Origin of the sequence: Mesorhizobium sp. B2-2-3 (assembly GCF_006442405.1) — a bacterium.
GTDB lineage: Bacteria > Pseudomonadota > Alphaproteobacteria > Rhizobiales > Rhizobiaceae > Mesorhizobium.
In genome coordinates this window covers 1-23,958 of record NZ_VFWC01000012.1, presented here as the reverse complement: position 1 = coordinate 23,958, position 23,958 = coordinate 1, and the positions used below count along the sequence as shown (strand labels likewise).

Here is a 23,958-nt window from a genome sequence, read left to right as displayed (position 1 = left end):
CAACAAAATGCAACCGAATTTGAAATTCTCGCGAAGCGAGTATGCGGATCGCCTCGCCAAGACGCGGAAAGCCATGGCGGCGAAAGGCGTCGATCTGCTTATTGTCAGCGACCCCTCCAACATGGCCTGGCTCACCGGCTATGACGGCTGGTCCTTCTACGTGCATCAGGCCGTCATCGTGCCGCCGTCGGGCGAGCCGGTCTGGTATGGCCGCGGTCAGGACGCCAACGGCGCCAAGCGCACCGCCTATCTCGCGCATGACAACATCGTCGGCTATGCCGATCACTATGTGCAGTCGACCGAGCGCCATCCGATGGATTTCCTGTCGAGCGTGCTTGCCGATCGCGGCTGGGGCAAGCTGACCGTCGGCGTCGAGATGGACAATTACTGGTTCTCGGCCGCCGCCTTCGCCTCTTTGCAGAAGCACCTGCCCAATGCCCGTTTCGTCGACGCCACCGCGCTGGTCAACTGGCAGCGCGCTGTGAAGAGCCCGACCGAGATCGACTATATGCGCAAGGCCGCCCGCATCGTCGAGGCGATGCACCAGCGCATCGTCGACAAGATAGAGGTCGGCATGCGCAAATGCGATCTCGTCGCCGAGATCTATGATGCCGGCACGCGTGGCGTCGACGGCATCGGCGGCGACTATCCAGCGATCGTGCCGCTGCTGCCGTCGGGCGCCGACGCCTCGGCGCCGCACCTGACCTGGGACGACAAGCCGATGAAGTCGGGCGAGGGCACGTTCTTCGAAATCGCCGGGTGCTACAACAGGTACCATTGCCCGTTGTCGCGAACAGTGTTCCTCGGCAAGCCGACACAGGAATTCCTAGATGCGGAGAAGGCGACGCTCGAAGGCATGGACGCGGGGCTCGCGGCAGCCAAGCCCGGCAACACGTGCGAAGACATCGCCAACGCCTTCTTCGCGGTGTTGAAGAAATATGGCATCGTCAAGGACAACCGCACCGGCTATCCGATCGGCCTTTCCTATCCGCCGGACTGGGGCGAACGCACGATGAGCCTGCGCCCCGGGGACCGCACCGAGCTGAAGCCCGGCATGACCTTCCATTTTATGACCGGCCTGTGGCTGGAGACGATGGGGCTGGAAATCACCGAATCCATCCTGATCACTGAGACGGGCGTCGAGTGCCTGGCCAATGTGCCGCGCAAGCTGGTGGTGAAGAATTGAAACCGATGTCCGACCTTCGTCCGTCGCCGGTCTCGCCCTCGGTCGATTTCGATCGCGACGGCGCACAGCACGGTTTCCTGCGCCTGCCCTACAGCCGCGACGATTCGGCGTGGGGCTCGGTGATGATCCCGATCTGCGTCCTGCGCAACGGCAAGGGGCCGACGGCCCTTCTGACCGGCGGCAATCATGGCGACGAATATGAAGGGCCGCTGGCGCTCTATGATCTGGCGCGCACGCTCGATCCCGCCCAGGTCAGCGGCACGGTCATCATCGTGCCGGCGATGAACTATCCGGCCTTCCGCGCCGGCACGCGCACCTCGCCGATCGACAAGGGCAACATGAACCGCAGCTTTCCAGGCCGGCCAGACGGTACGGTGACGGAAAAGATCGCCGATTATTTCCAGCGGGAGCTGCTTCCCCGCGCGGATATCGTGTTCGACTTCCATTCCGGCGGCAAGACGCTGGACTTCGTGCCGTTCTGCGCCGCCCATACGCTGCCGAACAAGGCCCTGGAGCAGAGGGCCTTCGCGGCGGTCGAAGCCTTCGCGGCGCCGTTCTCGATGAGTATGATCGAAATCGATGCCGTCGGCATGTACGATACCGCCGCCGAGGACATGGGCAAGGTGTTCGTCACCACCGAGCTCGGCGGTGGAGGCACGTCGAGAGCCGAGACGGTGCGGATCGCCCGGCGCGGCATGCTCAACGTGCTGAGGCATGCCGGCATCGTTGCCGGTGCGGTCGAAAAGACGCCAACCCAATGGCTCGACATGCCGTCCGGCGATTGCTTTGCCTTCGCGGAGGAAGACGGCATGGTCGAGACGATGGTCGATCTCGGCGAGCCCGTCGACAAGGGCGCGGTGCTGGCACGCATCCATTCCACCGGCCGCACCGGCATCGCTCCCCAGGAGATCCGGGCAAAAATGTCGGGCATGTTGGCGGCGCGGCATTTCCCCGGCCTGGTCAAGGCCGGCGACTGCGTCTCGGTGGTTGCCGCATTGGTCGATTGACGGAAGGGCCCGCCCGCCTTCAGGCAAGTTCGGGCCTATCCCGCATTTTTCCATCCTGGATCCAGATAGCGGCCGGCGAGCCAGCCGGCCGCGCACGGCTCCGGCCGGCGCGCTGCGGAGGCGCGTGCCTTGCCAGGGCCTCAGACATCCAAAGCCACCGTCATCGAAGAGGCGATGGCGCGACGACTTGTTCCGGCGCGAACTCGGGTATCAAAGAGTATGACTTTGCTGCCATACTCGCGATAAAGAGGGTGTCGGAATGCAACAAAAATGGGATTTCTGGATCGACCGCGGCGGCACGTTCACCGATGTTATCGGCCGTGATCCCGAGGGCGGCCTGCATCCGCGCAAGCTTCTGTCCGAAAATCCCGAGGCCTATGCCGACGCAGCCATCCAGGGCATTCGCGACCTTCTCGGCCTGCGCCCCGGCGAGCCTATCCCCGCCGGGCTGATAGGCGACGTAAAGATGGGCACCACGGTCGCCACCAACGCGCTGCTGGAGCGCAAGGGCGACCGCGTGCTTTTGCTCATCACCAAGGGATTTCGCGATGCGTTGAGGATCGCCTATCAGGCGCGGCCCGACATCTTCGCCAAGGAGATCATCCTCCCCGAACAGCTCTACGAGCGCGTCATCGAGGTCAACGAGCGCGTGCTTGCCGACGGCTGCGTCGAACGGCTGCTCGACATCGCTGCCTGTCGCCCGGCGATCGAACAGGCAAAGGCGGACGGCATCGATGCGGTCGCCATTGTCTTCATGCACGCCTGGAAATATCCCGATCACGAAAAGGCCGTCGCTAAGGTCTGCCGCAAGCTCGGTTTCGGCCAGGTTTCGGTCAGCCACGAGGTGTCGCCGCTGATCAAGCTGGTCGGCCGCGGCGACACCACCGTGGTCGACGCCTATCTGTCTCCGATCCTGTCGAGATATGTGCAAAAAGTAGGCCAGGAACTCGGCGTTCTCTCCCCCCTCGAGGGGGAGATGTCGGCGAAGCCGGCAGAGGGGATCGCCGCAGAAGGTGCGACCAAGACGTCGAACCTAGTCGATCCGCCGCCCGGTGGCTTCGCCGCCACTCTCCCCTCGAGGGGAAGGGAAAATCCCCGCCTGATGTTCATGATGTCTTCTGGCGGGCTCACCGCTGCGGACCTGTTCCAGGGCAAGGATGCGCTGCTGTCTGGCCCGGCCGGCGGGGTCGTCGGCATGGTCGAGACGGCCAGGCTCGCCGGCTTCGAAAAGGTGATCGGTTTCGACATGGGCGGCACCTCCACCGATGTCGCCCATTATGACGGCGAATATGAGCGCGCCTTCGATACCGAGGTCGCAGGCGTGCGCGTGCGCGCGCCGATGATGCGCATCCACACCGTCGCGGCCGGCGGCGGCTCGGTCCTGCACTACGAAGCAGGCCGCTTTCGCACCGGCCCGGACTCCGCCGGCGCCAATCCAGGCCCCGCCGCCTACAGGCGCGGCGGCCCGCTCGCCGTCACCGACGCCAACGTCATGCTCGGCAAGCTGCAGCCGGATTTTTTCCCTGCCATCTTCGGCCCCGGCCAGAACGAGCCGCTCGACGCGGAGATCGTGCGCCAGAAATTCACCGCGCTCGCAGCTAAAATCGGCGACGGCCGCTCGGCCGAAGCGGTGGCCGAAGGGTTCGTCACAATCGCGGTGGAAAACATGGCCAACGCCATCAAGAAGATCTCGGTGCAGCGCGGCTACGACGTCACCGAATATCTTCTGAACTGTTTTGGCGGCGCAGGCGGCCAGCACGCCTGCCTGGTCGCCGACGCACTCGGCATGGAGGCGGTGCTGATCCATCCGTTTTCCGGCTTGCTGTCGGCCTACGGCATCGGCCTGTCTTCGGTCTTTGCCTCACGCCAGCAGGCCTTGCTTGCACCGCTCGCGGAAGAATCGAGGCCGGCAATCGAAGGCCTGATCGCGGCCTTGCAAACCGCCGTTGTCGCGGAACTCGCCGCACAAGGCATCGCCGAGGACGCGGTGACCGCCAGACCGGCGTTGCAGATCCGTTATGACGGCACCGACACCGCACTTCCGGTGCATTTCGACCATGGCTCGATGTTGCGGGCGAGGGCCGATTTCGAGGCTGCCCACAAGGCGCAATTCGGTTTCGTCTATGAGGACAAGCCGATGATCGTCGAAGCTGTGAGCGTCGAGGGGACGGAGGCGGGCGGCGAGCAGAATACCGAAGCCTATGCGCAGGCGGGGCAGCCATCAAAAGCCAGAGCCGAGGAGGTCCGGCGGATCTATACGGAAGGAAAATGGCACGAAGCCGACGTCTGTCGGCGCGAGGCGTTGCGGCCGTCCGATCGGGTCGCTGGCCCCGCACTGATCATCGAGCCCAACCAGACGATCGTCGTCGAGCCGGGCTGGCAGGCCGAGATCACGGCCAGGAACCACGTGCTGATGCGGCGCACCAGCAAGAAAGGCCGGCAGGCGGCACTTGGCACCGAGGCCGATCCGGTGATGCTGGAAGTGTTCAACAATTTGTTCATGTCGATCGCCGAGCAGATGGGCGTGACGCTGCAGAACACCGCCTATTCCGTCAACATCAAGGAAAGGCTGGATTTCTCCTGCGCCGTTTTCGACCGGAACGGCGCGCTGGTCGCCAACGCGCCGCATATGCCGGTGCATCTGGGCTCGATGGACCGCTCGGTCGAGACCATCATCCGGCTGAACTCCGGCGACATTCATCCCGGCGACGTCTTTGCGCTCAATGCTCCCTATAATGGCGGCACGCATCTGCCCGATATCACGGTGGTGACGCCGGTTTTCGAGGAAGAGCAGCCGATTTCCCCGACAAGAGGGGAGATTGGCCAATCGCCCAAGATCCTCTTCTGGGTGGCCTCGCGCGGCCACCACGCAGACATCGGCGGCACCGCGCCGGGCTCGATGACGCCACTTGCCACCACGGTCGACGAGGAAGGCGTGCTGTTCGACAATTTCCGGATCGTCGATCGCGGAAAATTCCGCGAGACCGAGCTGCAGACGCTGCTCACCGATCACCGCTATCCGGCCCGCAATCCGCACCAGAATATCGCCGATCTCAAGGCGCAGCTCGCCGCCAACGAAAAAGGCGTGGCGGAGCTGCGCAAGATGGTGGCGCATTTCGGGCTCGACGTCGTCGAAGCCTATATGGGCCATGTGCAGGACAATGCGGCCGAAAGCGTGCGGCGCGTGATCGAGCGGCTGCCGGATACATCGGCCTATGAATATCCCACCGACACCGGCCAGGTGATCAAGGTGAAGATATCGGTCGACCGGCAAAAGCGTGAGGCGACGGTCGACTTCACCGGCACGTCGCCGATGATGAAGAACAATTTCAACGCGCCAGAGCCTGTCGCCCGGGCCGCGGTGCTCTATGCCTTCCGCGTCATGGTCGAGGACATGATCCCGATGAATGCCGGTTGCCTGAGGCCCATCAACATCATCATCCCGGACGGCTCGATGCTGAAACCCGCTTATCCCGCCGCCGTCGTCGCGGGCAACGTCGAGACCTCGCAGCACGTCACCAACGCGCTGTTCGGCGCCATGGGCGCCATGGCCAATGCGCAAGGCACCATGAACAATTTGACCTTCGGCAACAGCAAGTACCAGTATTACGAGACGATCTGTTCCGGTTCGCCCGCCGGCGAGATGAATTCCGGCCGCGGCTTTGCCGGCACGTCGGGCGTTCACACCCATATGACCAATTCGCGCCTTACCGATCCGGAAATACTGGAGCTGCGGTTTCCGGTGATGCTGGAGGATTTCCACATCCGCGAAGGCTCCGGCGGCAAGGGCAGGTGGAATGCCGGCGACGGCACGAAGCGCACCATCCGCTTCCTGGAGAAGATGGAATGCGCCATCCTGTCCTCGCATCGCAACCGGCCGCCGCAAGGGCTGGGCGGCGGTGGCGATGGCGAGGCTGGCTCGACCAAGGTGCGCCGCAAGGACGGCACGGTCGAGGTGCTGAAAGCCTGCGACCAGACGGTGCTTCAGGCCGGCGACGCCGTCATCGTGACAACGCCGACGCCCGGAGCGTTTGGAAGGCCGGAGCCAGAGCCGTCCAACGTTTGATAGAATCGCGGAACCGCTCTATCCGTTTTTCGGATCCGCATTTCCCTTGCCTTTCACACCGGGCCTTCGCCATGCCAAGCAAATCCCGATTGAAGACACTGGCGCCCGATGGACTCGGGCCGACCGTCACCGTCGGCGAGATCCTGGTGGAGATCATGGCCACAAGCCGTGGCAGCGGCTTTCTCGAGCCCATCGAGCTGACCGGACCCTATCCGAGCGGGGCGCCGGCGATCTTCATCGACCAATGCGCCAGGCTTGGCGGGCGGGCCGGTATCATCGCCTGCGTCGGCGACGATGATTTCGGCAGGATCAATGTCGAGCGCCTGCGCCGGGACGGTGCGGATGTCTCGGCCATCGCAGTCAGCCCCGATTATCCGACGGGCACCGCCTTCGTGCGTTACCGCGGGGACGGTTCGCGCGACTTCGTCTACAATATCGGCAAATCCGCCGCGGCGCTGGTCGAGTTGACCCCTGAGGCCAGGGTGCTGCTGGCGCGTTCAGGCCACCTGCACGTCATGGGCACCGCACTCAGCATTCCCGCCATTTGGCAGGTGCTCGACCATGCCATCGATGCCGTCAAGGCGCGTGGCGGAAGCATCTCGCTCGATCCCAATCTTCGCAAGGAACTGCTCGGCCATGGCCAGACGCGCGAGCGCTTCGCACGGCTTCTCGACATTGCGGATCTGATCCTGCCGTCGGGTGAGGAACTCCACACCGCTTCGGGCAACGACAATGAAGCCGACGCGCTCGCCTCGCTGTTTGCCCGCGGCGCCGGCGAGGTCGTCGTCAAGCGGGGCGCGTTGGGCGCGTCCCTGTTCGGCGCCGACGGCAGCCGCGTCGAGTCGCCCGGCTTCCTGGTCGAGGAGATCGATCCGACCGGCGCGGGCGACTGTTTTGGCGGTGCCTACATCGCCTGCCGCAGGCTCGGCATGCCTGCCGTGACCGCGCTCGATTACGCGAATGCGGCAGGCGCGCGCAACGTCACGCGGCAAGGCCCGATGGAAGGAGCCGGTACGCGCGCCGAACTCGATCTGTTCATTGCCAACACGCCGAGGCGACGCCCGTGACCGATCCATTGCTGAAACTTGCAAATTCCCGGCGGCGGGGCGCGGCGGAAGGCATCACCTCCGTCTGCTCGTCCCATCCGGTCGTGATCCGGGCCGCAGTGCGCGACGCCGCGCTGTTCTCGCGGCCGCTGCTGATCGAGGCGACCTGCAACCAGGTCAACCAGTTCGGCGGCTATACCGGCATGCAGCCCGCTGACTTCGTCGCGGCGGTGACCGCTATTGCAGGCTCCGAAGGCCTTGCGCCCGAGCGGGTCATCTTCGGCGGGGATCATCTCGGTCCCAATCCATGGCGAAAGGAAGATGCCGGCGCGGCCATGGCGAAGGCCGAGGACATGGTGTCCGCCTATGTCCGGGCCGGTTTCCGCAAGATCCATCTCGATGCCTCCATGGGATGCGCGGGCGAGCCGGCGGCGCTGGATGACGCTACGATTGCCAGGCGCGCCGCCCGCCTGGCGCGCAAGGCCGAGGACGCCGCCAGCGGGACCGACCGGCCACTCTACGTGATCGGCACCGAGGTTCCGCCGCCGGGCGGAGCGGATCATCTCATCGGCGAAATCAGCCCCACAAGCCTGTCCGCGGTCCAGCACACACTGGCGGTGCATCGGCAGATCTTCCACGAGAACGGCCTCGCAGACGCCTTCTCGCGGGTCATCGCCGTGGTGGTGCAGCCGGGCGTGGAGTTCGGCAACGAGAACGTGGTCTTCTACGATCGCGCCAAGGCGCTGCATCTGCGCGAATTGCTCGACCAGGAAGCGGGCCTGGTCTACGAAGCCCATTCCACCGACTATCAGACGCAAGCGGCCCTACGCGAACTGGTCGAGGACGGCTTTGCCATCCTCAAGGTGGGGCCGCAGCTGACTTTCGAACTGCGCCAAGCGCTCTATGGGCTGGACCTGATCGCCTCCGATCTGTTGCCCGACTACGGCGCGCGCCCGCTTTATCAGACCATGGAAGCGCTGATGACGGCCGATGCCAAGGACTGGCACAGCCACTACCACGGCTCTGCGGCGCAACAGCGCGTGCAGCGGCACTATTCGCTGTCGGACCGCATACGTTACTACTGGAACCATCAGGAGGCGATGGAAGCTGTCCAGCGATTGACGGCCGCCTTGTCGGGCAAGGCCGTGCCGGTGACGCTGTTCCATCAGCATCTGCCCGCGCTCGACCGCTTTGCCGGGCAGCCGCTCGATCCGGAGGCGGTGTTGGTGGCCGCGGTTCAGCAGGCGCTGGAGGGCTACCGCTTCGCCTCCAGCGGTTGAGCGGCCGATAGCCAGGGGACGCAGTTCGGTCATTTCGACGACTTGTCGGCTTACTTGCTTGAGGTGTGCCTGCACCGGGGTAATAGTCGCGACGGAATGGCGAGGAGGAGGATATGACGCTGAACTTCGACCCAAGGGCGAAGGCCGCGACGCTCTACCATGGCGAATTCCGGCCGATGTTCATCGGCGGCAAATGGGTCGCTGCGCAGTCCGGACAGGAGATGCAGGCGCTCAACCCGGCGACGGGGCAGGTGCTGGCGACGGTGCCGCGCGGAGGCGCCGCCGACATCGACGCGGCGGTGGCGGCTGCGCGCACCGCTTTCGAAGGTCCGTGGTCCGGATTTTCGCCTTACGAACGGCAGTGCGTGCTGCTCAGGATCGCCGATCTCTTCGAGAAGAACTGGGAAGAGCTCTGCGTCTCCGACACCCTCGACATGGGGCTGCCGATCACGCGCACGCTCGCCAACCGGCGCCGGGTCATCGGCATGCTGCGCTTCTATGCCGGGATGGCGACCGCGCTGCATGGCGAATCAATCGACAATTCGATCCCGGGCGAGATCGTCACCTTCACCCGGCGCGAGCCGGTGGGCGTGGTCGGCGCCATCATTCCCTGGAACGCGCCGACCGCCGCGTCGATCTGGAAGATCGCGCCGGCGCTGGCTACTGGCTGCACGATCGTGCTGAAACCTTCCGAGGATGCATCGCTGACGCCGCTTTTGATCGCGCGGCTGATGCAGGAAGCGGGCGTTCCCGACGGCGTTGTCAACATCGTCACCGGAACCGGGGCCGAAGCCGGCGCGCGGCTTGCCGAACATCCCGACGTCAACAAGATCGTCTTCACCGGCTCGACGCTCACCGGCCAGGCGATCGCCCGGGCGGGTGTTGCCAATCTAAAGCGCGTTTCATTAGAACTCGGCGGCAAGTCGCCGCTCATCGTGTGCCGCGACGCCGATATCGACAAGGCCGTTCCGATCGCGGCGATGGCTGTCTTCGTGCATTCGGGCCAGGTCTGCATCGCCGGTTCGCGGCTGTTCGTGGCGCGCGAAATCCATGACGAGTTCGTGCGCCGGCTCGCTGACTTCGCCGGCAGGCTGCGCATCGGCCACGGCATCGAAGCCGAAACCGAAATGGGGCCGCTCATCAATGCGCGGCAGGCCGGCAAGGTTGAGGGTTACATCAAGGCGGGCAGCGAGGAGGGCGCGGAACTGGTCGCCGGCGGATCGCGGCTGACCGGCGGCCTCTATGACGGCGGCAATTTCATCGCCCCAACCGTCTTCGGCGCGGTGTCCGACACGATGACCATAGCGCGCGAAGAGATCTTCGGGCCCGTTATCTCGGCAATGCCCTTCGATACGCTTGACGAAGCCGTCGCCCGCGCCAATGCGACGCCCTATGGGCTGGCCGCCGGCATCTTCACCACCCATCTCGGCACGGCGCACAAGCTTGCCCGCCGGGTCAAGGCGGGTTCCGTCTGGGTCAACATGTACCACGCCATCGACCCCGCCGTGCCGTTCGGCGGCATGAAAATGTCCGGGTATGGCCGCGAGGGCGGCATCGAACATCTGCACGAATATCTGGAGACCAAGTCGGTGTGGATCCAGACCGACTAAGGCTTTTGTCGGTTTGTCAGGCGAGCCGGCCTGCGCCGCCGGTTCTCACGCTGCCGCTCATGCACGCCGGCTGCAAATCAACCGGCGCCCGTTCTCAGGAACTTTTCTTTATCCGGCGATTTTTGGATATAAGATGAAATCCGGTTGGCCAGGAAGGTGTTGTCGATGACGACGAAACGCTTCGCGATCTGCGCTCTCGCCCTTGTGATGGGCTGCGGCATCGTCTCTTCGGCGTCCGCCGGGGCCAGGCACCGCCACCACCAGGGCGAACCCGAACGCTATGTTCCCGCTGACGGCGATATTATTGACATACTGTTCGGCGGCCCGCGCTACTATGACCGGCAGCTTGTCACGACGGCCGCCGGCGCCTGTTCCTACCACCGGGTGGGGCCGGATGCGAATGCGCTGAACAAGATCAACGATCACCATTGCGGAAAATAGCGGGCCGACCGCTCCGCAAGCAGGCTCATGACGCTTCCCATCCGGGAAAGCGGTCCGGCCGCAGCCATGTCTGGGCTGGGCTGCCATTGCCGGAAAACACGGCGTCAACCAGCCAGCGCGCGGTGGCGGGGGCGGCATGCATGCCGATGGAACCCATGCCGCCATGCACGAACAGGCCCTCGACGGCCGTCCTGCCAGCGACCGGCAAGCCATCGGACAGCATCGGGCGGTTGCCGGGATAGACGTTCCTGACCTGCGGCGCGCCGAGGCCCGGCAGCATGCGCAGCGTGCGGCTGGCGATCCGGCTCGCCATGTCGGTGTTGCGGACGAGATCGCGGAAGGCCGGCTGGACGGAGGCGCCAAGCCTGGCATCGCCGCCGCCCATGGGGTTGAGGCAGATGGCTTCCACCGCCGGCTGGTCGTCGCGCTGCGCGGCGACATCGGCAAGGCCGTCGAGCCTCATGCGCCGGCCGAGCTCTTCCTGATCCGGCCAGGTCAGTTCCTCGACGATCCAGGGCAGCTCGAAGTCGAGTTTTCCCAACTGGATCAACCAGCCGCGGCCGGCGGTGAAGGGCAGGCCGGGCAGCGGTCCGTCGCCGACGGTGCGGCGCAGAAGGTCCGACATCCACAATCCGTTGGCGATGAAGATGAGATCGGCGGGAACGATCCCCTGGTCGGTCAAGATACCCTGGACCTTGCCGCCCCTGGAGAAGATCTGGGCGACGCGCAGGCCGGTGCGGATCGTCGCGCCGGCCTCACGGGCGGCGTGGGCGAAGGCATGTGTCGCGCCCATGGGTTCCAGCGTCCATGCACGGCCGACGGAATAGGCGCCTGCCACGTTGAAGCCGACACGAGGGTGGTCGCGCGCCAGTTCCTTGCCCGTGATCTTTTCCATTGCCACGCCGGCTTCCCTGTAGCGGTCGGCCACGGCGGCAGCCGCCTCGAAACTCGCCTCGTCTTCGGAAATCAGCAGATGTGCGATGGCGGCGAATTCGAAGGGAACGGGTCCGTCGGCAAGCTCGGCATAGATCGCGACGCTGGCGTCCAGCAGTTCGACGACCTCTTTCTGCGGGCCGGTGAGCAAGGTGCCGGTGTTTCGTCCTGAGGACTCGGCGGCGATCATGCTCTGCTCGAGGATCGTCGTCTTGAGACCGTGGCGGGCCAGTTCATAGGCGAGCGTGCAGCCGGCGATGCCGCCGCCGATGACCACGGCATCCATTGGTGTCTGGACGCGAGTCGAGTTGAAGGACATGGAGCGCAGCCTCCTCCCAATGAAAGCATCTCGTATACTCGTATACGAGATGCTTTTCAAGTATGCCGCCCACGACTGCCGCAAGTGCCGCCACGATATCGTCTTCGGTCCGAGCCGGGCGCAGGCCAGTCGGCGATTTCCTCAGCAAAGGCGGGTAGCCTATTCAACGACTTGCGGCTGGATCCGCAAGTTCGGCACGAATCTCCGCACCATGTTCGTCGCGTGCCGGACTTTTCGCCGGTGCCTTTGCCGTCCGTTTGGAAAAACGGGGGGCGGAGGCAGCTTGGAGGGCGCCATTCTCGACCAACCAGGAGCCGCGTGCGGCCATGTGCGGATGCAGCGCCGCCTCATGCGGGCTGAGCACAGGCCCGACGCAGGCATCCGTTCCCTCGAACAATTTCATCCACTCGTCTCGGGATTTTTCGGCAAAGATCGCTTCCAGCCGGCTGCCGAGCTCGGGCCAGAGGCCGCGGTCGAACTGAGCGGCGAACTGCGGATCGCCGCCCAGGCCAAGCCTGTCGAGGAACAGCGCATAGAATTTCGGCTCGACGCACTGGACGCTGATGAAGCCGCCATCTGCCGTGCGGTACACGCGGCACCAATGCGGTCCGTCCAGAAGACTCCGGCCACGCTCGGCGGCAAGCACGCCGGATGGTGCGAGCGACATCAACAGGTTCATCATATGGGCCGAGCCGTCGACGATCGCCGCGTCGACGACCGTGCCTTCACCACCGGCGCGGGCGTTCATGATGGCGGCCAGCATGCCGATCACCAGATAGAGCGCGCCGCCGCCTATGTCGCCGACCAGCGTCGGCGGCGCCATTGGCGGCTCGCCCGGCAGGGAAGCATACCAGAGTGCGCCCGACTCGCCGGTATAGTTCATGTCGTGGCCGGCGGTGCGGGCGAGCGGGCCTTCCTGCCCCCAGCCGGTCATGCGGCCATAGGCCAGGCGAGGGTTGGCGGCCAGACACACATCTGGACCAAGCCCGAGACGCTCCATCACGCCCGGCCGGAAGCCCTCGATCAGGCCGTCGGCGGTGGCGATCAGGCGCATCAGCACGGCAACGTCCTCGGCATCCCTGAGGTCGAGCGCGATAGAGCGCTTGCCGCGATCGAGCAGCGAGCGCTCGGGAAGGCCCGGCACGGATGCATGCTTGCGGTGGACGACGATCACGTCGGCGCCGAGATCGGCGAGCAGCATGCCGGCAAAGGGCGCCGGCCCCAACGCCTCGATCTCGACGATGCGGATTCCCCTGAGCATCCCACCCTCCACGGCATTCAAACTTTCGGTAAGGCACACTTTTGGTGTCACGCAGGGGCGACGGTGTGTAACCCTGCTCTTTTGGCATTGAAGCACGTGTCGCCGGTATATACGTCAGGGCCATGAAAAAAATCGGTTTCCTGTCATTCGGGCACTGGACGCCCTCGTCGCAATCGCAGGTGCGCTCGGCGTCGGACGCGCTGTTGCAATCCATTGATCTCGCCGTCGCGGCCGAGCAACTCGGCGCTGACGGCGCGTATTTCCGCGTCCACCATTTTGCCCGACAGCTCGCCTCGCCATTTCCGCTGCTGGCGGCGGTCGGCGCCAAGACCAGCCACATCGAGATCGGCACGGCGGTCATCGACATGCGCTACGAGAATCCGCTCTACATGGCGGAGGACGCGGGTGCCGCCGACATCATCGCAGGCGGGCGCCTGCAGCTCGGCATCAGCCGGGGCTCGCCCGAACAGGTGATCGATGGCTGGCGCTATTTCGGCTACGCGCCGCAGGAAGGCAAAAGCGACGCCGACATGGCGCGGCATCACGCCGAGGTCTTCCTCGACACGCTGCGCGGCGAGGGCTTCGCCCAGCCCAATCCGCGGCCGATGTTTCCCAACCCGCCCGGCTTGCTGCGCCTGGAGCCGCATTCTGAAGGCCTGCGCGAGCGCATCTGGTGGGGTGCCGCCACCAACGCCACTTCGGAGTGGGCGGCGAAGCTGGGCATGAATTTGCAGAGCTCGACCCTCAAATTCGACGAAAGCGGCAAGCCCTTCCATATCCAGCAGGCCGAGCAGATCCGGATCTATCGCGAGGCCTGGAAGGCGGCCGGCCATGAACGCGAACCGCGCGTCTCGGTCAGCCGCAGCATTTTCGCGCTGGTCGACGACCGGGACCGCGCCTATTTCGGGCGCGGCAATGAGGGCCGCGACCAGATCGGCTTCATCGAGGAGAACACGCGGGCGATCTTCGGGCGTAGCTATGCCGCCGAGCCGGACGTGCTGATCAAGGAGTTGGCCGAGGACGAGGCGATCGCCGAGGCCGACACGCTGCTGCTCACCGTGCCCAACCAACTCGGCGTCGACTACAACGCCCATGTCATCGAGGCGATCCTGACCCATGTCGCGCCGGCGCTGGGTTGGCGCTGACAGCCGAGCCGTGTAACCATCGCTGCTGCGGACAGTTCAGGAGGTTCACTGCATGGCGAAGAAGGCCTTGATTGCCTGGGGTGGGTGGGAAGGCCATACGCCCCAGCGCAGCGCCACTGTGGTGCGCGACATGCTGGAGCGCAATGGATACAGGGTCACGCTCGGCGAGGGCACGGGGATGTTTGCCGATCCGGAGCTGAACTCATTCGATCTCATCGTGCCCGTCATCACCATGTCGAAGATCGAAAAGTCCGAGCTGCAGAATCTGACGTGCGCGGTTCGACAGGGAACGGGACTCGGCGGTTTCCACGGCACGATGGGCGACAGTTTCCGCAACGAGCCGGACTATCAGTTCATGACCGGCGGCCAATGGGTCGCGCATCCCGGCGACATCATCGACTATCGCGTGGTCATCACCAAACCGGACGATCCGATCACGAGAGGCATTAGCGACTTTGCCTACCGGTCGGAGCAGTACTACATGCATGTCGACCCGAGCAACGAGGTGCTGGCGACGACCACCTTCACCGACGAGCATTTCCCGGGCATCGGCGGCGTCGACATGCCGGTTGTCTGGAAGCGAAGATATGGCGCAGGCAAGGTCTTCTACAGTTCGCTCGGACACACGGCGGATGAGTTCGCGATGCCGGAAATGGCTGTCATCGTCGAGCGTGGTTTGCTCTGGGCCGCGCGGGGGTAGCTGCCCACTGAAACCGCGACAGCCTACCAATCGGCGACGCGATCGCCGCCTGTGAATTGCGCGCTCTTGCCGGTGTATTCGAACAGTTCGATCTTCACGCCGTCGGGGTCGCGCAGCCAAGCCTGATAGGTGTCGTCGCAGGCGAGTTTTTTCGCGGTGACCTCCACGCCCCTGGACGCGATATGCGTGATCGCGGCGTCGATATCCTCCACCTCCAGGCAGAAATGGTTGATCTGGTTCGTCTCGCTGAACCGCGCACCCTCTTTGTGAAAAACCTCGATATGGCTGCGGCCGCCGCAATTAAGGTAGAAACCGAAAATCTTTCCGTCGCGCAGGAAATTGAACTGGATATCAATGCCCAGGACATCCTCGTAGAAGCGCCGTGTCTCGTCCAGATCATTGGCGAAGATGCAGACATGGGCGAGTTGTTTGACCTTGATCATGGCTGGCTCCTCATAATTTCGCAGGTTCACATAGCCCGGCGCGAAATTGGCCCGCGTGGGCTCATCGTCATTCAATCCCGCCGGTGACCACATAGGCGCCCGCGCTGCGTCCATCCCGCAGCCGCATCACCGCCGTGACGATCGAGCCGTAGGGGCCGCGCCAGACGCTGTGGATCCGTTGATGCTCCGCGGCCGGGACAAACGCCCGGCCGGTCAGACGCGCGCCGGCTCGGCGCATCGCGACGGCATCTCCGTTGACGTGCACCTTGATGCAAGCGTGCTCCGTCTCGGTTGCGTCGACGGGGAGGTCGAGCGTGATGACGATCTCGTCCTGATCGCCGCTGTCGCGCGTCTCGGCCGCAAGCTTGATTGCGAGCGCGGGCGCCTCGCCATTGCCGGCTTGAGTGGGCCGGCGCGAAAACACGTCATCGGCCAGTTCGGGCGTGCGCGGCGGGCGTGTGCGGCGCCGCGTGGAGCGCTCGTAATCGCCGGCTATGCGCAACAGCCTTTCATCGTCATAGGCCTTGCCGGCGAAGGTCAGGCCGACCGGCATGCCGATGTCGGCCATGGTGCCCATCGGCACGGTAACGGTCGGGATGCCGAAATGCCGCCACACCAGATTGCCGTTGGCGACCCAGGTGCCGTTGCGCCAGGCAAGCGCGGCGGAGGCCTCAGTGATGTCGGCATCGGCGGGCCCGACATCGGCGACGGCAGGCAGCACGACGGCATCAAGCCTGTTCGCGTCCAGCCAGTCCTCGAAATCGAGCCGCCGCGTCGCTTCCAGCCCTTTCAGCCCGTCCTCCATCGTCGGAATGGCCCGGAACGGCGTGACGCCTGATTTCGCGCGCTCGACATACTGTGCCAAGTCGAAACCGCCTTCATAACGGTCGGGCAGCGTGCCCGGTGGCTGCGGAAAGATTTTCGGGCCGTCGACCGAAACGAGATCGGGAATGTTCAGATCGGCGTTCGCGCGCAAAAAATCATCCCAGGCTGAGATGCAGAGGTCCCAGATCTCGCGATCGGCGAAGTCCGGCGGCACCAGAGCGCGGTCGACCATGGTGCGCGCGCCGGGGCGATCGCGCTCGTAGTTGGAGACGACAGGAAAATCGACCTCCATCACCTCGGCTCCAAGCCGTCTCAGGTCCGCCGCCGCTTGCTCCCAGAGATCAAGCACGGAGGCGCGGGTTTCGATCGGCCGGTCGGCGCCGCTGTCGCGGCCGATATACATTTTGGGCACGCCAAGCCGCATGCCTTGCAGCGACCCCGCTAGCACCAGATCGGTATAGCGCGGCGGTCGGATTTCGGAACTCTTCGGCAGCGCGATCCAGGGCTGCGCGCGCCAGAAATCGCCCCGCGTCTCGGGATCGTCGGCGACGATCACATCCAGCAATTCGAGCATGTCGGGCACGCTGCGCGTGTGCGGCACGACGACATCCATGGTCGGCACCAGGGGCCAGTTGCCGCGCACCGAAATGACACCGCGCGACGGCGTGTAGGCTACCAGCGCGTTATTGGTGGCCGGCGCACGGCCGGACGCCCAGGTTTCTTCGCCAAGCCCGAAAGCGCAGAAGCTCGCCGCTGTCGCGGTGCCCGAGCCATTCGAGGAGCCGGACGCGAAGGCGGCGGTCAGGTAATCGGCATTGTAGGGGCTTTCGGCGCGGCCATAGACTCCGCGCTGCATGCCGCCATTGGCCATTGGCGGCATGTTGGTGAGGCCGATCAGCACCGCGCCGCCAGCGCGCAGCCGGGCGACGGTGAAGGCGTCCTCGTTGGCGATGAGATGCTCGAAGGCCGGAGAGCCGGCGGCAACGGTCAAGCCAGATACCTTGTAGCTGTCCTTGGCGGTGTAGGGGATGCCATCGAGCGGGCCGAGCGTCTTGTCCAGACTGCGGCGCCGGTCCGAAGCCGCGGCTTCCTCGAACATATCAGGATTGAGAACCGGCACCGCATTGAGGCTGATGCCGTGCCGGTCGAAATGCGCGATGCGCCTGAGATAAGCACCGACAAGTTCGACGCTGCTCACCGTGCCATCGTCGAGTGCGCGCCGCAACTGTTCGATCGTCGCTTCGACGATGTGAAAGCTGGCATCGGTCATCTTCTGGCCCCTGGCGATCGTTTCCAGGCATGGATGAGCGAGGCCGCCGGCTTCGGCAAGGGCCAATCGCGATTGACGGTGGTCCTGGCGCGGGTCAGGCGCGGTGCCGCGGTTGCATATCCAGGTTGGCAAAAAGCGGCTGACCGATGCAACCTCTAATAGAGACGGCGCGTCAGGTGCCCTCTGGAATGGCGAGGTCCGGATCCGGCAACGAGGAGTTGCGCCTCTGGTGTAGTCCTTGGGCAACTATTCGCCAAATAGTGAATATCCGCCCCTCAAGGCGACTTGCAAGCTTAAGCTGAAGCTCGCAGAAGTTGCGGCAGAAGCATGCATTGAAGAAAACTCATGCCGACGCCCCAGCATGAAAGGAGGATCATGCCTGACCAGAATGCCCTGATCCGCGTTGCCATTGGGCGGCTGCTCTCCGAAAAAACCGGGGTTGCCGCCCTTTCAATGAAGGAAAGCATTGACGAATTGCTGGAGCGAACCGGCGAGACGGTGACCGAGGACAGCCTGCAGGACCTGCTGCTCGAGATGGCCGAGGTCCGTGGAATGACGGTCGTTCTCGACGTTTAGCGAGCCATGCCACCACAGCCCGCGCGTGGCGTGCCGGCTCGCCCCGATCGGCCATCCGGCCTATTTCACCCCAGCAAGTTGCGCGCCGTGCGCATGAAGATCTTCGACCCGATCGGGATCAAATCGTCGGGGAAATCATAGTCGGGATTGTGCAGGGCAGGGTGGCGCTCGCCGGCGCCGAGGAAGAACATGGCCGACGTCGCGCTGTGGCCGAACAAGCCGAAATCCTCCGAGGCGCGCATCGGCAGGGCTTCTTGCGTGTGCGCGACGCCCTCTTCGTCGAGGGCGCGTTGCAGATGCTCCACCGCGTCCGGCGCGTTGACGCTGGCGACGAAGATCTCGTGGTAGTCCCAGCTTGCGGACAGGCGATGCTGGCCCGCGATTTTCGTGACCAGCGCTTCCGCGGCGGCGCACAGATCCGCCATGCGCTCGTCGCGCCTGGTGCGCAGCGTCGCCCATACCTCGGCATGGGCGGGCGCGATGCCGAACACGGCCTCGCCCATCTCGGCGTGGGTCACGGTGACCATGCCGAAATCGTCGTCGGCGAAAGTTCCGCGCCCGAGCGCGGGCAGGGCAGGCATCAACGCGCTGATCGCCGGCATCGGCGAAATTCCGGTCTCGGGCATGGAGGAATGCGCGGTCTTGCCCTCCAGCACGATGCGCATGCCGCGCGAGGCGCAGTTGACCACGCCGGGCTTGAGCCGCACCTCGCCGAACGGCACGCCGGGCAGATTGTGCAGCGAAAAGGCGAAATCGGGCGCGATCTCGCCGAAACGGGGGTCGGCGACGACCCCGGCGGCGCCATTGCCGGTTTCTTCCGCCGGCTGGAACATCAGCACGACGCGACCGCTTGCAGGCCGCTCGCGCCCGAGCTGGCGTCCGAGCGCCGCCAGGATCGCGGTGTGTCCGTCATGGCCGCACATATGCGACTTGCCCGGCACGCGCGAGGCATGCGGCACGCCAGACAGTTCTTCGATGGGCAGCGCGTCGAGTTCCGAACGAAACAGGACGGTTGGTCCGTTTTTGCCGCTGTCGTAGACGGCCGCGACACCATGCCCGCCCAATCCGGTCAGCACCTTGTCGGGATTGGTATCGGCGAGGAAGTCGATGACGGCTTTCGCCGTCTTTTCCTCCTCGTTCGAGATTTCCGGCTGCTGGTGCAACTTGCGCCGCCATTCGGTCAGCTCGACGATGTCCCGGTTGGTGAGAGTCATGATTTTGGCCTCCGCTGTATCGCTCACGACGCGCCCGATCGACCGGGCGCGTCGGAAGGATAGCTAGCGGCAAATGGCTGAAACCGCCACCGTCTGGCCTATTGATTTATCTCGGGCTCGACGAGTTTTGCCAGGTTCCGCAGCGACTCCTGCCAGCCGAGATAGCAGGCCTCGACCGGGATGACGTCGGGAATGCCGGCCTGGGTGATGTCGATCTCGGTGCCGACAGATACTTTTTTCAGGGTGACGGTCACCTGGATCTCGCCCGGCAGATTGGGATCGTCGAACCTGTCGGTGTAGCGCAGGCGCTCACCGGGAACGAGTTCGAGATACTCGCCGCCGAAGGCATGGCTGTCGCCGGTGGTGAAGTTGCGGAACGACATCTTGAACGTGCCGCCCACCTTGCCCTCGAAGTGATGAACCGTGCAGGTGAAGCCGTTCGGCGGCAGCCACTTCGCCAGCGCGTCGGCCTCGACGAAGGCGCGATAGACTTTTTCCGGGCTGGTGGTGAGAACACGGTGCAAACGTACGGTGCCGGGCATATCATATCCTTTCATAATGCCTGTTCGATGCCCCAAGGACGAGCGGGGCCCGGCCAGTCCGACACCGGCTCCTGGAATTTTTTCAGAGCCTCGGCCGCGGCCTGCGCGACTGGCTTACGCCAGTTCAGCCTGGGTTGGGACTCGATTTTGCGGCGACTGGCCCAATCGTCGAAAATGACGAACCGGATAGCCATTATGAGGAGACTGTTTATAACGGTCGCTGAGATCGCTGTGACCAAGGGGAGACGATGCGCTACATACGTCCACTTTCAATCGAAGATGCCGTTGGCCACTTGGCCGGATCGGCCGGAACGGCGGCCATTCTCGCCGGAGGCAGCGACCTGCTGGTGAGGATGAAGGGCGGCTTCATCGAACCCGAACTGATCGTCGACATCAAGGCGATCGCGGCCTTGAGCGAAATCAGGGAAACGGCCGACGGCTTCAGCATCGGTGCGGCGGTGCCCTGCGCGGTGCTGGGAGAGAACGCGGCCCTGAAGAAGGCCTGGCCCGGCGTCGTCGAGGCGGCCAGGCTGATCGGCTCGAAGCAGGTGCAGGGACGCTGCACCATCGTTGGCAATCTGTGCAACGCCTCGCCGGCGGCCGACAGCGTGCCGGCGCTGGTGGCCGCCGGCGCCAGGGCGGTGATCGTCGGTCCCGCGGGCAGGCGCACCATTGCCGTGGAAGCCGTGCCGACCGGACCGGGCAAGACGTCGCTCGCCAAGGGCGAGATCATCGAGGCGATCCTGCTCGACAGCCAAGCGCCGCGTTCGGGCGACGCCTATCTCAGGTTCATCCCCCGCACCGAGATGGATATCGCGGTGGTCAGCGCCGGCGTGAACCTGACGCTCGACGAGCAAGGTGTCGTCAAGGCGGCCCGCGTGGCGCTGGGCGCCGCCGCGCCCACGGTGCTTCTGGTGCAGGAGGCCGCCGAGGCCCTCATCGGCAGGACGCTGGACGAAGCCGCGCTCGAGCGGCTCGCCAAGGTCTGCTCCGGGGCCTGCCGGCCCATCGACGACAAGCGGGGCACGATCGAGTTCAGACGAAAAGTCGCGGGCGTGCTGGCCAGGCGGGCCGCCACGTCAGCCTACAAGCGTGCAGGAGGCAAGTGATGGCCGGTGTAGCAGTTTCAACCACAATCAACGGCGACAGTGTCGAGTATCTCTGCCAGCCCGACGAGACGCTGCTCGACGTGCTGCGCGACCGGCTCGGGCTGACCGGCGCCAAGGAAGGCTGCGGCACCGGCGATTGCGGCGCCTGCAGCGTCATCCTCGACGACCGGCTGGTGTGCTCGTGCCTGGTGCTGGGCGCGGAGGCGCAAGGGCGCCGCGTGGAGACCGTCGAGGGCATGGCGCATGGCGACCGGTTGCATCCGCTCCAGCAGAAATTCCTGGAGCATGCCGCGCTGCAATGCGGCGTCTGCACGCCGGGCTTCCTGATCGCGGCGAAGGACCTTTTGGCCAAGAACCCCGACCCGACCGAGGAGGAGATCCGCTTCGGCCTCGCCGGCAACCTGTGCCGCTGCACCGGCTATGACAAGATCGTGCGCGCCGTCCAGGACGCCGCAAGCGTGATGAAGGGAGCCTGACGATGAATTTCGATCCGCGTTTTTCCAATCGCAATTTCGCTTCGGTCGGCACGCGTCCCATCCGTCCCGACGGCGTCGACAAGGTGACCGGCCGCGCCCGCTACGGCGCCGACTTCAACATGGCCGGCCAGCTGGTCGGGCGCGTGCTGCGCAGCCCGCACGCGCACGCCAAAATCAGGAAGATCGACACTTCGAAGGCGGAAAAGCTCGCCGGCGTGAAGGCGGTGATCACCGCGGCCGACCTGCCGGACCTCACCGACGGCGATGCCGCCATGTACGACATCCTCGACAATTGCATGGCGCGCACCAAGGCGCTCTATGACGGCCATGCGGTGGCCGCTGTCGCCGCGATCGACGCCCGCACCGCCAGGCAGGCGCTGAAGCTGATCGAGGTCGACTACGAGGTGCTGCCTCATGTCACCGATGTCGACGAGGCGATGCAGCACCACGCGCCGCTGATCAACGAGACCGTCTTCACCGAGGGGCTGGAGGAAAAGCCGGTCAAGCCGTCCAATGTCACCAAGCGCAGCCAGTTCGGCCATGGCGACGTGCATCAGGGCTTTGGCCAGGCCGACTTCATCGTCGAGCGCTCCTTCAAGACCGAGCAGACGCACCAGGGCTATATCGAGCCGCATGCCTGCGTGGCCAATGTCAGCTCAGACGGCACGGCGGACCTGTGGGTGTGCACTCAAGGGCATTTCGTCTATCGCCAGCATTGCGCCCAGCTGCTGGGCATGGAAGCCTCGAAGCTGCGCGTCACCTCCTCGGAGATTGGCGGCGGCTTCGGCGGCAAGACCCATGTCTGGGCCGAGCCGGTGGCACTCGCTCTGTCGCGCAAGGCCGGCCGGCCGGTGAAGCTGGTGATGACCCGCGACGAGGTGTTCCGCGCCTCGGGCCCGACCAGCGCCACCTCGATCGACGTCAAGATCGGCGCCCGCAAGGACGGCACGATCACCGCCGCGGAAGCGACGCTGCGCTACACAAGCGGCCCCTATGCCGGCACCTGGGCCGAGATCGGCGCCATGACGGCGTTTGCCTGCTACCGGCTGGAGAACGTCAAGACCGTCGGCTTCGAAGTGCTGGTCAACCGGCCGAAGACCGCGGCCTACCGCGCGCCGTCGGCGCCGATGGCGGCCTTCGCGGTGGAAAGCGCCGTCGACGAGCTCGCCAAGGAGATCGGCATGGACCCGGTCGACTTCCGCATCAGGAACGCCGCGCAAGAAGGCACGCGGTCGTCCTACGGCCCGGTCTACGGCCCGATCGGCATCGGCCCGACGCTGGAGGCGGTGAAGAACCATGCCCACATGAAGGCGCCGCTCGGCCCGAACCAGGGCCGCGGCATGGCCTGCGGCTTCTGGTTCAATTTCGGCGGCCAGACCTGCACCGACCTCAACATCGGCATGGACGGCTCGGTCTCGCTTGCCGTCGGCACGGTTGACGTGGGCGGCTCGCGCGCGTCGCTGTCGCTGGTGGCGGCGGAGGAGCTCGGCATCGATTATGCCCAGGTCAAGGCCGTCGTCGCCGACACGTCCAGTCTCGGCTACAACGACATGACCGACGGCAGCCGCGGCACCTTCTCCTCCTCCATGGCGACCATCTCGGCCGCCCGCAACGCCATCAAGGTGCTGCGCGAGCGCGCCGCGCAGATGTGGGACATTTCCGTCGACGACGTGGTCTGGGAACAGGGCCATGCGGTGGCCAAGGGCGAGAAGCACGGCAATCTCGGCAAGCTGTCGCTGAAGGAGATCGCGGCGCAATCCGGCAAGACCGGCGGGCCGATCGCCGGCCATAGCGAACTCGTCGCGGACGGCGCCGGCGTCTCCTTCGCCACCCATATATGCGACATCGAGGTCGACCCCGACACCGGCTCGACCAGGGTGATCCGCTATACCGTGGTGCAGGATGCCGGCAAGGCGGTGCACCCGACCTATGTCGAGGGCCAGTACCAGGGCGGTGCTGCGCAAGGCATAGGCTGGGCGCTCAACGAGGAGTATATTTACGGCAAGGACGGGCGGCTGCAGAACCCCGGCTTCCTCGACTACCGCATCCCGGTCTGCTCCGACCTGCCGATGATCGACACGCAGATCCTGGAAATCCCCAACCCCAACCACCCCTATGGCGTGCGCGGCGTCGGCGAAACCTCGATCGTGCCGCCGCTGGCGGCGATCGCCAATGCGGTGTCGAACGCGGCCGGCGTGCGCATGACGCACATCCCGATGTCGCCGCCACGCATCCTGGCGGCGATCGAGGCGGAACGGGAAGGCTGATGGTGCAAGTGACGCTCTGGGGGGCGCTTGCCGCGACCGCCGGAGGCCAGAGCAAGGTCGAGGTCGAGGCCAAGGACATAAGGGAGCTGTTCAGGAAACTGGCTGAACAGTATCCCGGCCTCGAGCCGTTGATCGACCGGGGGATCGCGGTGGCGATCGACGGGGTGATTTACAGGGATACGTGGGGGAAGAAATTGCCGCCGGGGGCGGAGATTTTATTGCTGCCGCGGTTGGCTGGGGGG

The 23,958-nt window shown here is 65.1% G+C and carries 20 protein-coding genes; 14 read left to right on the top strand and 6 right to left on the bottom strand.

From position 1 onward, the window contains the following. Nucleotides 1-7 precede the first annotated feature (7 nt). From doeA to FJ951_RS21365, 7 genes are all read left to right on the top strand, one after another. A complete protein-coding gene (gene doeA, locus FJ951_RS21395; protein ID WP_140499261.1) occupies nucleotides 8-1,186 on the top strand; it encodes an ectoine hydrolase DoeA in 1,179 nt (392 codons plus the stop codon). Between the two features lie 5 nt (nucleotides 1,187-1,191). Next, nucleotides 1,192-2,193, top strand: coding sequence for a N(2)-acetyl-L-2,4-diaminobutanoate deacetylase DoeB (gene doeB, locus FJ951_RS21390; protein ID WP_140517333.1), 1,002 nt, complete (start codon nucleotides 1,192-1,194; stop codon nucleotides 2,191-2,193). Nucleotides 2,194-2,452: 259 nt separating this feature from the next. Continuing rightward, nucleotides 2,453-6,259, top strand: coding sequence for a hydantoinase B/oxoprolinase family protein (locus FJ951_RS21385; RefSeq protein WP_140517331.1), 3,807 nt, complete (start codon nucleotides 2,453-2,455; stop codon nucleotides 6,257-6,259). Between the two features lie 71 nt (nucleotides 6,260-6,330). Next, on the top strand, nucleotides 6,331-7,326 hold the full coding sequence (locus tag FJ951_RS21380) for a sugar kinase (RefSeq protein ID WP_140517329.1): 996 nt from the start codon (nucleotides 6,331-6,333) through the stop codon (nucleotides 7,324-7,326). Beyond that, a complete protein-coding gene (locus tag FJ951_RS21375; protein WP_140517327.1) occupies nucleotides 7,323-8,585 on the top strand; it encodes a D-tagatose-bisphosphate aldolase, class II, non-catalytic subunit in 1,263 nt (420 codons plus the stop codon). Before FJ951_RS21380 ends, FJ951_RS21375 begins: the two co-directional genes overlap by 4 nt. A 113-nt stretch (nucleotides 8,586-8,698) precedes the next feature. Then, complete coding sequence (locus FJ951_RS21370; protein WP_140517325.1) at nucleotides 8,699-10,195, top strand: aldehyde dehydrogenase family protein; 1,497 nt, start codon at nucleotides 8,699-8,701, stop codon at nucleotides 10,193-10,195. Between the two features lie 165 nt (nucleotides 10,196-10,360). Then, a complete protein-coding gene (locus FJ951_RS21365; RefSeq protein ID WP_140517323.1) occupies nucleotides 10,361-10,636 on the top strand; it encodes a hypothetical protein in 276 nt (91 codons plus the stop codon). 25 nt (nucleotides 10,637-10,661) lie between these two features. On the opposite strand, the gene FJ951_RS21360 is transcribed toward FJ951_RS21365, so the two are convergent. Both FJ951_RS21360 and FJ951_RS21355 read right to left on the bottom strand, forming a co-directional pair. Next, nucleotides 10,662-11,888, bottom strand: a complete 1,227-nt coding sequence (locus FJ951_RS21360) for an FAD-dependent oxidoreductase (protein WP_140517321.1) — start codon at nucleotides 11,886-11,888, stop codon at nucleotides 10,662-10,664. Between the two features lie 163 nt (nucleotides 11,889-12,051). Next, entirely contained in the window at nucleotides 12,052-13,149 is a 1,098-nt protein-coding gene (locus FJ951_RS21355; protein ID WP_140517319.1) for a CaiB/BaiF CoA-transferase family protein, read from the bottom strand. Nucleotides 13,150-13,271: 122 nt separating this feature from the next. Between FJ951_RS21355 and FJ951_RS21350 the strand changes: the two genes are divergently transcribed. Beyond that, nucleotides 13,272-14,294, top strand: a complete 1,023-nt coding sequence (locus FJ951_RS21350) for an LLM class flavin-dependent oxidoreductase (protein WP_140517317.1) — start codon at nucleotides 13,272-13,274, stop codon at nucleotides 14,292-14,294. 52 nt (nucleotides 14,295-14,346) lie between these two features. Next, nucleotides 14,347-14,994: a ThuA domain-containing protein gene (locus FJ951_RS21345; protein ID WP_140517315.1), complete on the top strand. Its 648-nt coding sequence runs from the start codon at nucleotides 14,347-14,349 to the stop codon at nucleotides 14,992-14,994. A gap of 23 nt (nucleotides 14,995-15,017) precedes the next feature. On the opposite strand, the gene FJ951_RS21340 is transcribed toward FJ951_RS21345, so the two are convergent. Together FJ951_RS21340 and FJ951_RS21335 are read right to left on the bottom strand one after the other, a co-directional pair. Next, nucleotides 15,018-15,437 carry a VOC family protein gene (locus FJ951_RS21340; protein WP_140499242.1) on the bottom strand — a complete coding sequence of 140 codons (420 nt, stop codon included), beginning with the start codon at nucleotides 15,435-15,437 and terminating at the stop codon, nucleotides 15,018-15,020. A 67-nt stretch (nucleotides 15,438-15,504) separates the two neighbouring features. Further along, entirely contained in the window at nucleotides 15,505-17,532 is a 2,028-nt protein-coding gene (locus FJ951_RS21335; RefSeq protein ID WP_140517313.1) for an amidase, read from the bottom strand. A 375-nt stretch (nucleotides 17,533-17,907) separates the two neighbouring features. Here FJ951_RS21335 and FJ951_RS21330 point away from each other — a divergent pair, with 375 nt between their 5' ends. Further along, nucleotides 17,908-18,108 (top strand): hypothetical protein, encoded by a 201-nt coding sequence (locus FJ951_RS21330; protein WP_140517311.1) that lies wholly within the window; start codon nucleotides 17,908-17,910, stop codon nucleotides 18,106-18,108. A gap of 65 nt (nucleotides 18,109-18,173) precedes the next feature. On the opposite strand, the gene FJ951_RS21325 is transcribed toward FJ951_RS21330, so the two are convergent. Together FJ951_RS21325 and FJ951_RS21320 are read right to left on the bottom strand one after the other, a co-directional pair. Continuing rightward, nucleotides 18,174-19,322 (bottom strand): amidohydrolase, encoded by a 1,149-nt coding sequence (locus FJ951_RS21325; RefSeq protein WP_140517309.1) that lies wholly within the window; start codon nucleotides 19,320-19,322, stop codon nucleotides 18,174-18,176. A 98-nt stretch (nucleotides 19,323-19,420) separates the two neighbouring features. After that, nucleotides 19,421-19,864: an SRPBCC family protein gene (locus FJ951_RS21320; protein WP_140499234.1), complete on the bottom strand. Its 444-nt coding sequence runs from the start codon at nucleotides 19,862-19,864 to the stop codon at nucleotides 19,421-19,423. Nucleotides 19,865-20,112: 248 nt separating this feature from the next. Between FJ951_RS21320 and FJ951_RS21315 the strand changes: the two genes are divergently transcribed. The 4 genes from FJ951_RS21315 to FJ951_RS21300 form a co-directional block, all read left to right on the top strand. Continuing rightward, the gene (locus FJ951_RS21315; RefSeq protein ID WP_140517307.1) at nucleotides 20,113-20,973 is read left to right on the top strand and encodes a xanthine dehydrogenase family protein subunit M; all 861 of its coding nucleotides are present in this window, start codon (nucleotides 20,113-20,115) and stop codon (nucleotides 20,971-20,973) included. Next, a complete protein-coding gene (locus FJ951_RS21310) occupies nucleotides 20,973-21,449 on the top strand; it encodes a (2Fe-2S)-binding protein (protein WP_140517305.1) in 477 nt (158 codons plus the stop codon). Before FJ951_RS21315 ends, FJ951_RS21310 begins: the two co-directional genes overlap by 1 nt. Nucleotides 21,450-21,451: 2 nt before the next feature. Further along, nucleotides 21,452-23,716, top strand: a complete 2,265-nt coding sequence (locus FJ951_RS21305; RefSeq protein WP_140517303.1) for a xanthine dehydrogenase family protein molybdopterin-binding subunit — start codon at nucleotides 21,452-21,454, stop codon at nucleotides 23,714-23,716. After that, on the top strand, nucleotides 23,716-23,958 hold a 243-nt coding region (locus FJ951_RS21300), incomplete at its 3' end, for a MoaD/ThiS family protein (RefSeq protein WP_140517301.1). The genes FJ951_RS21305 and FJ951_RS21300, both read left to right, overlap by 1 nt.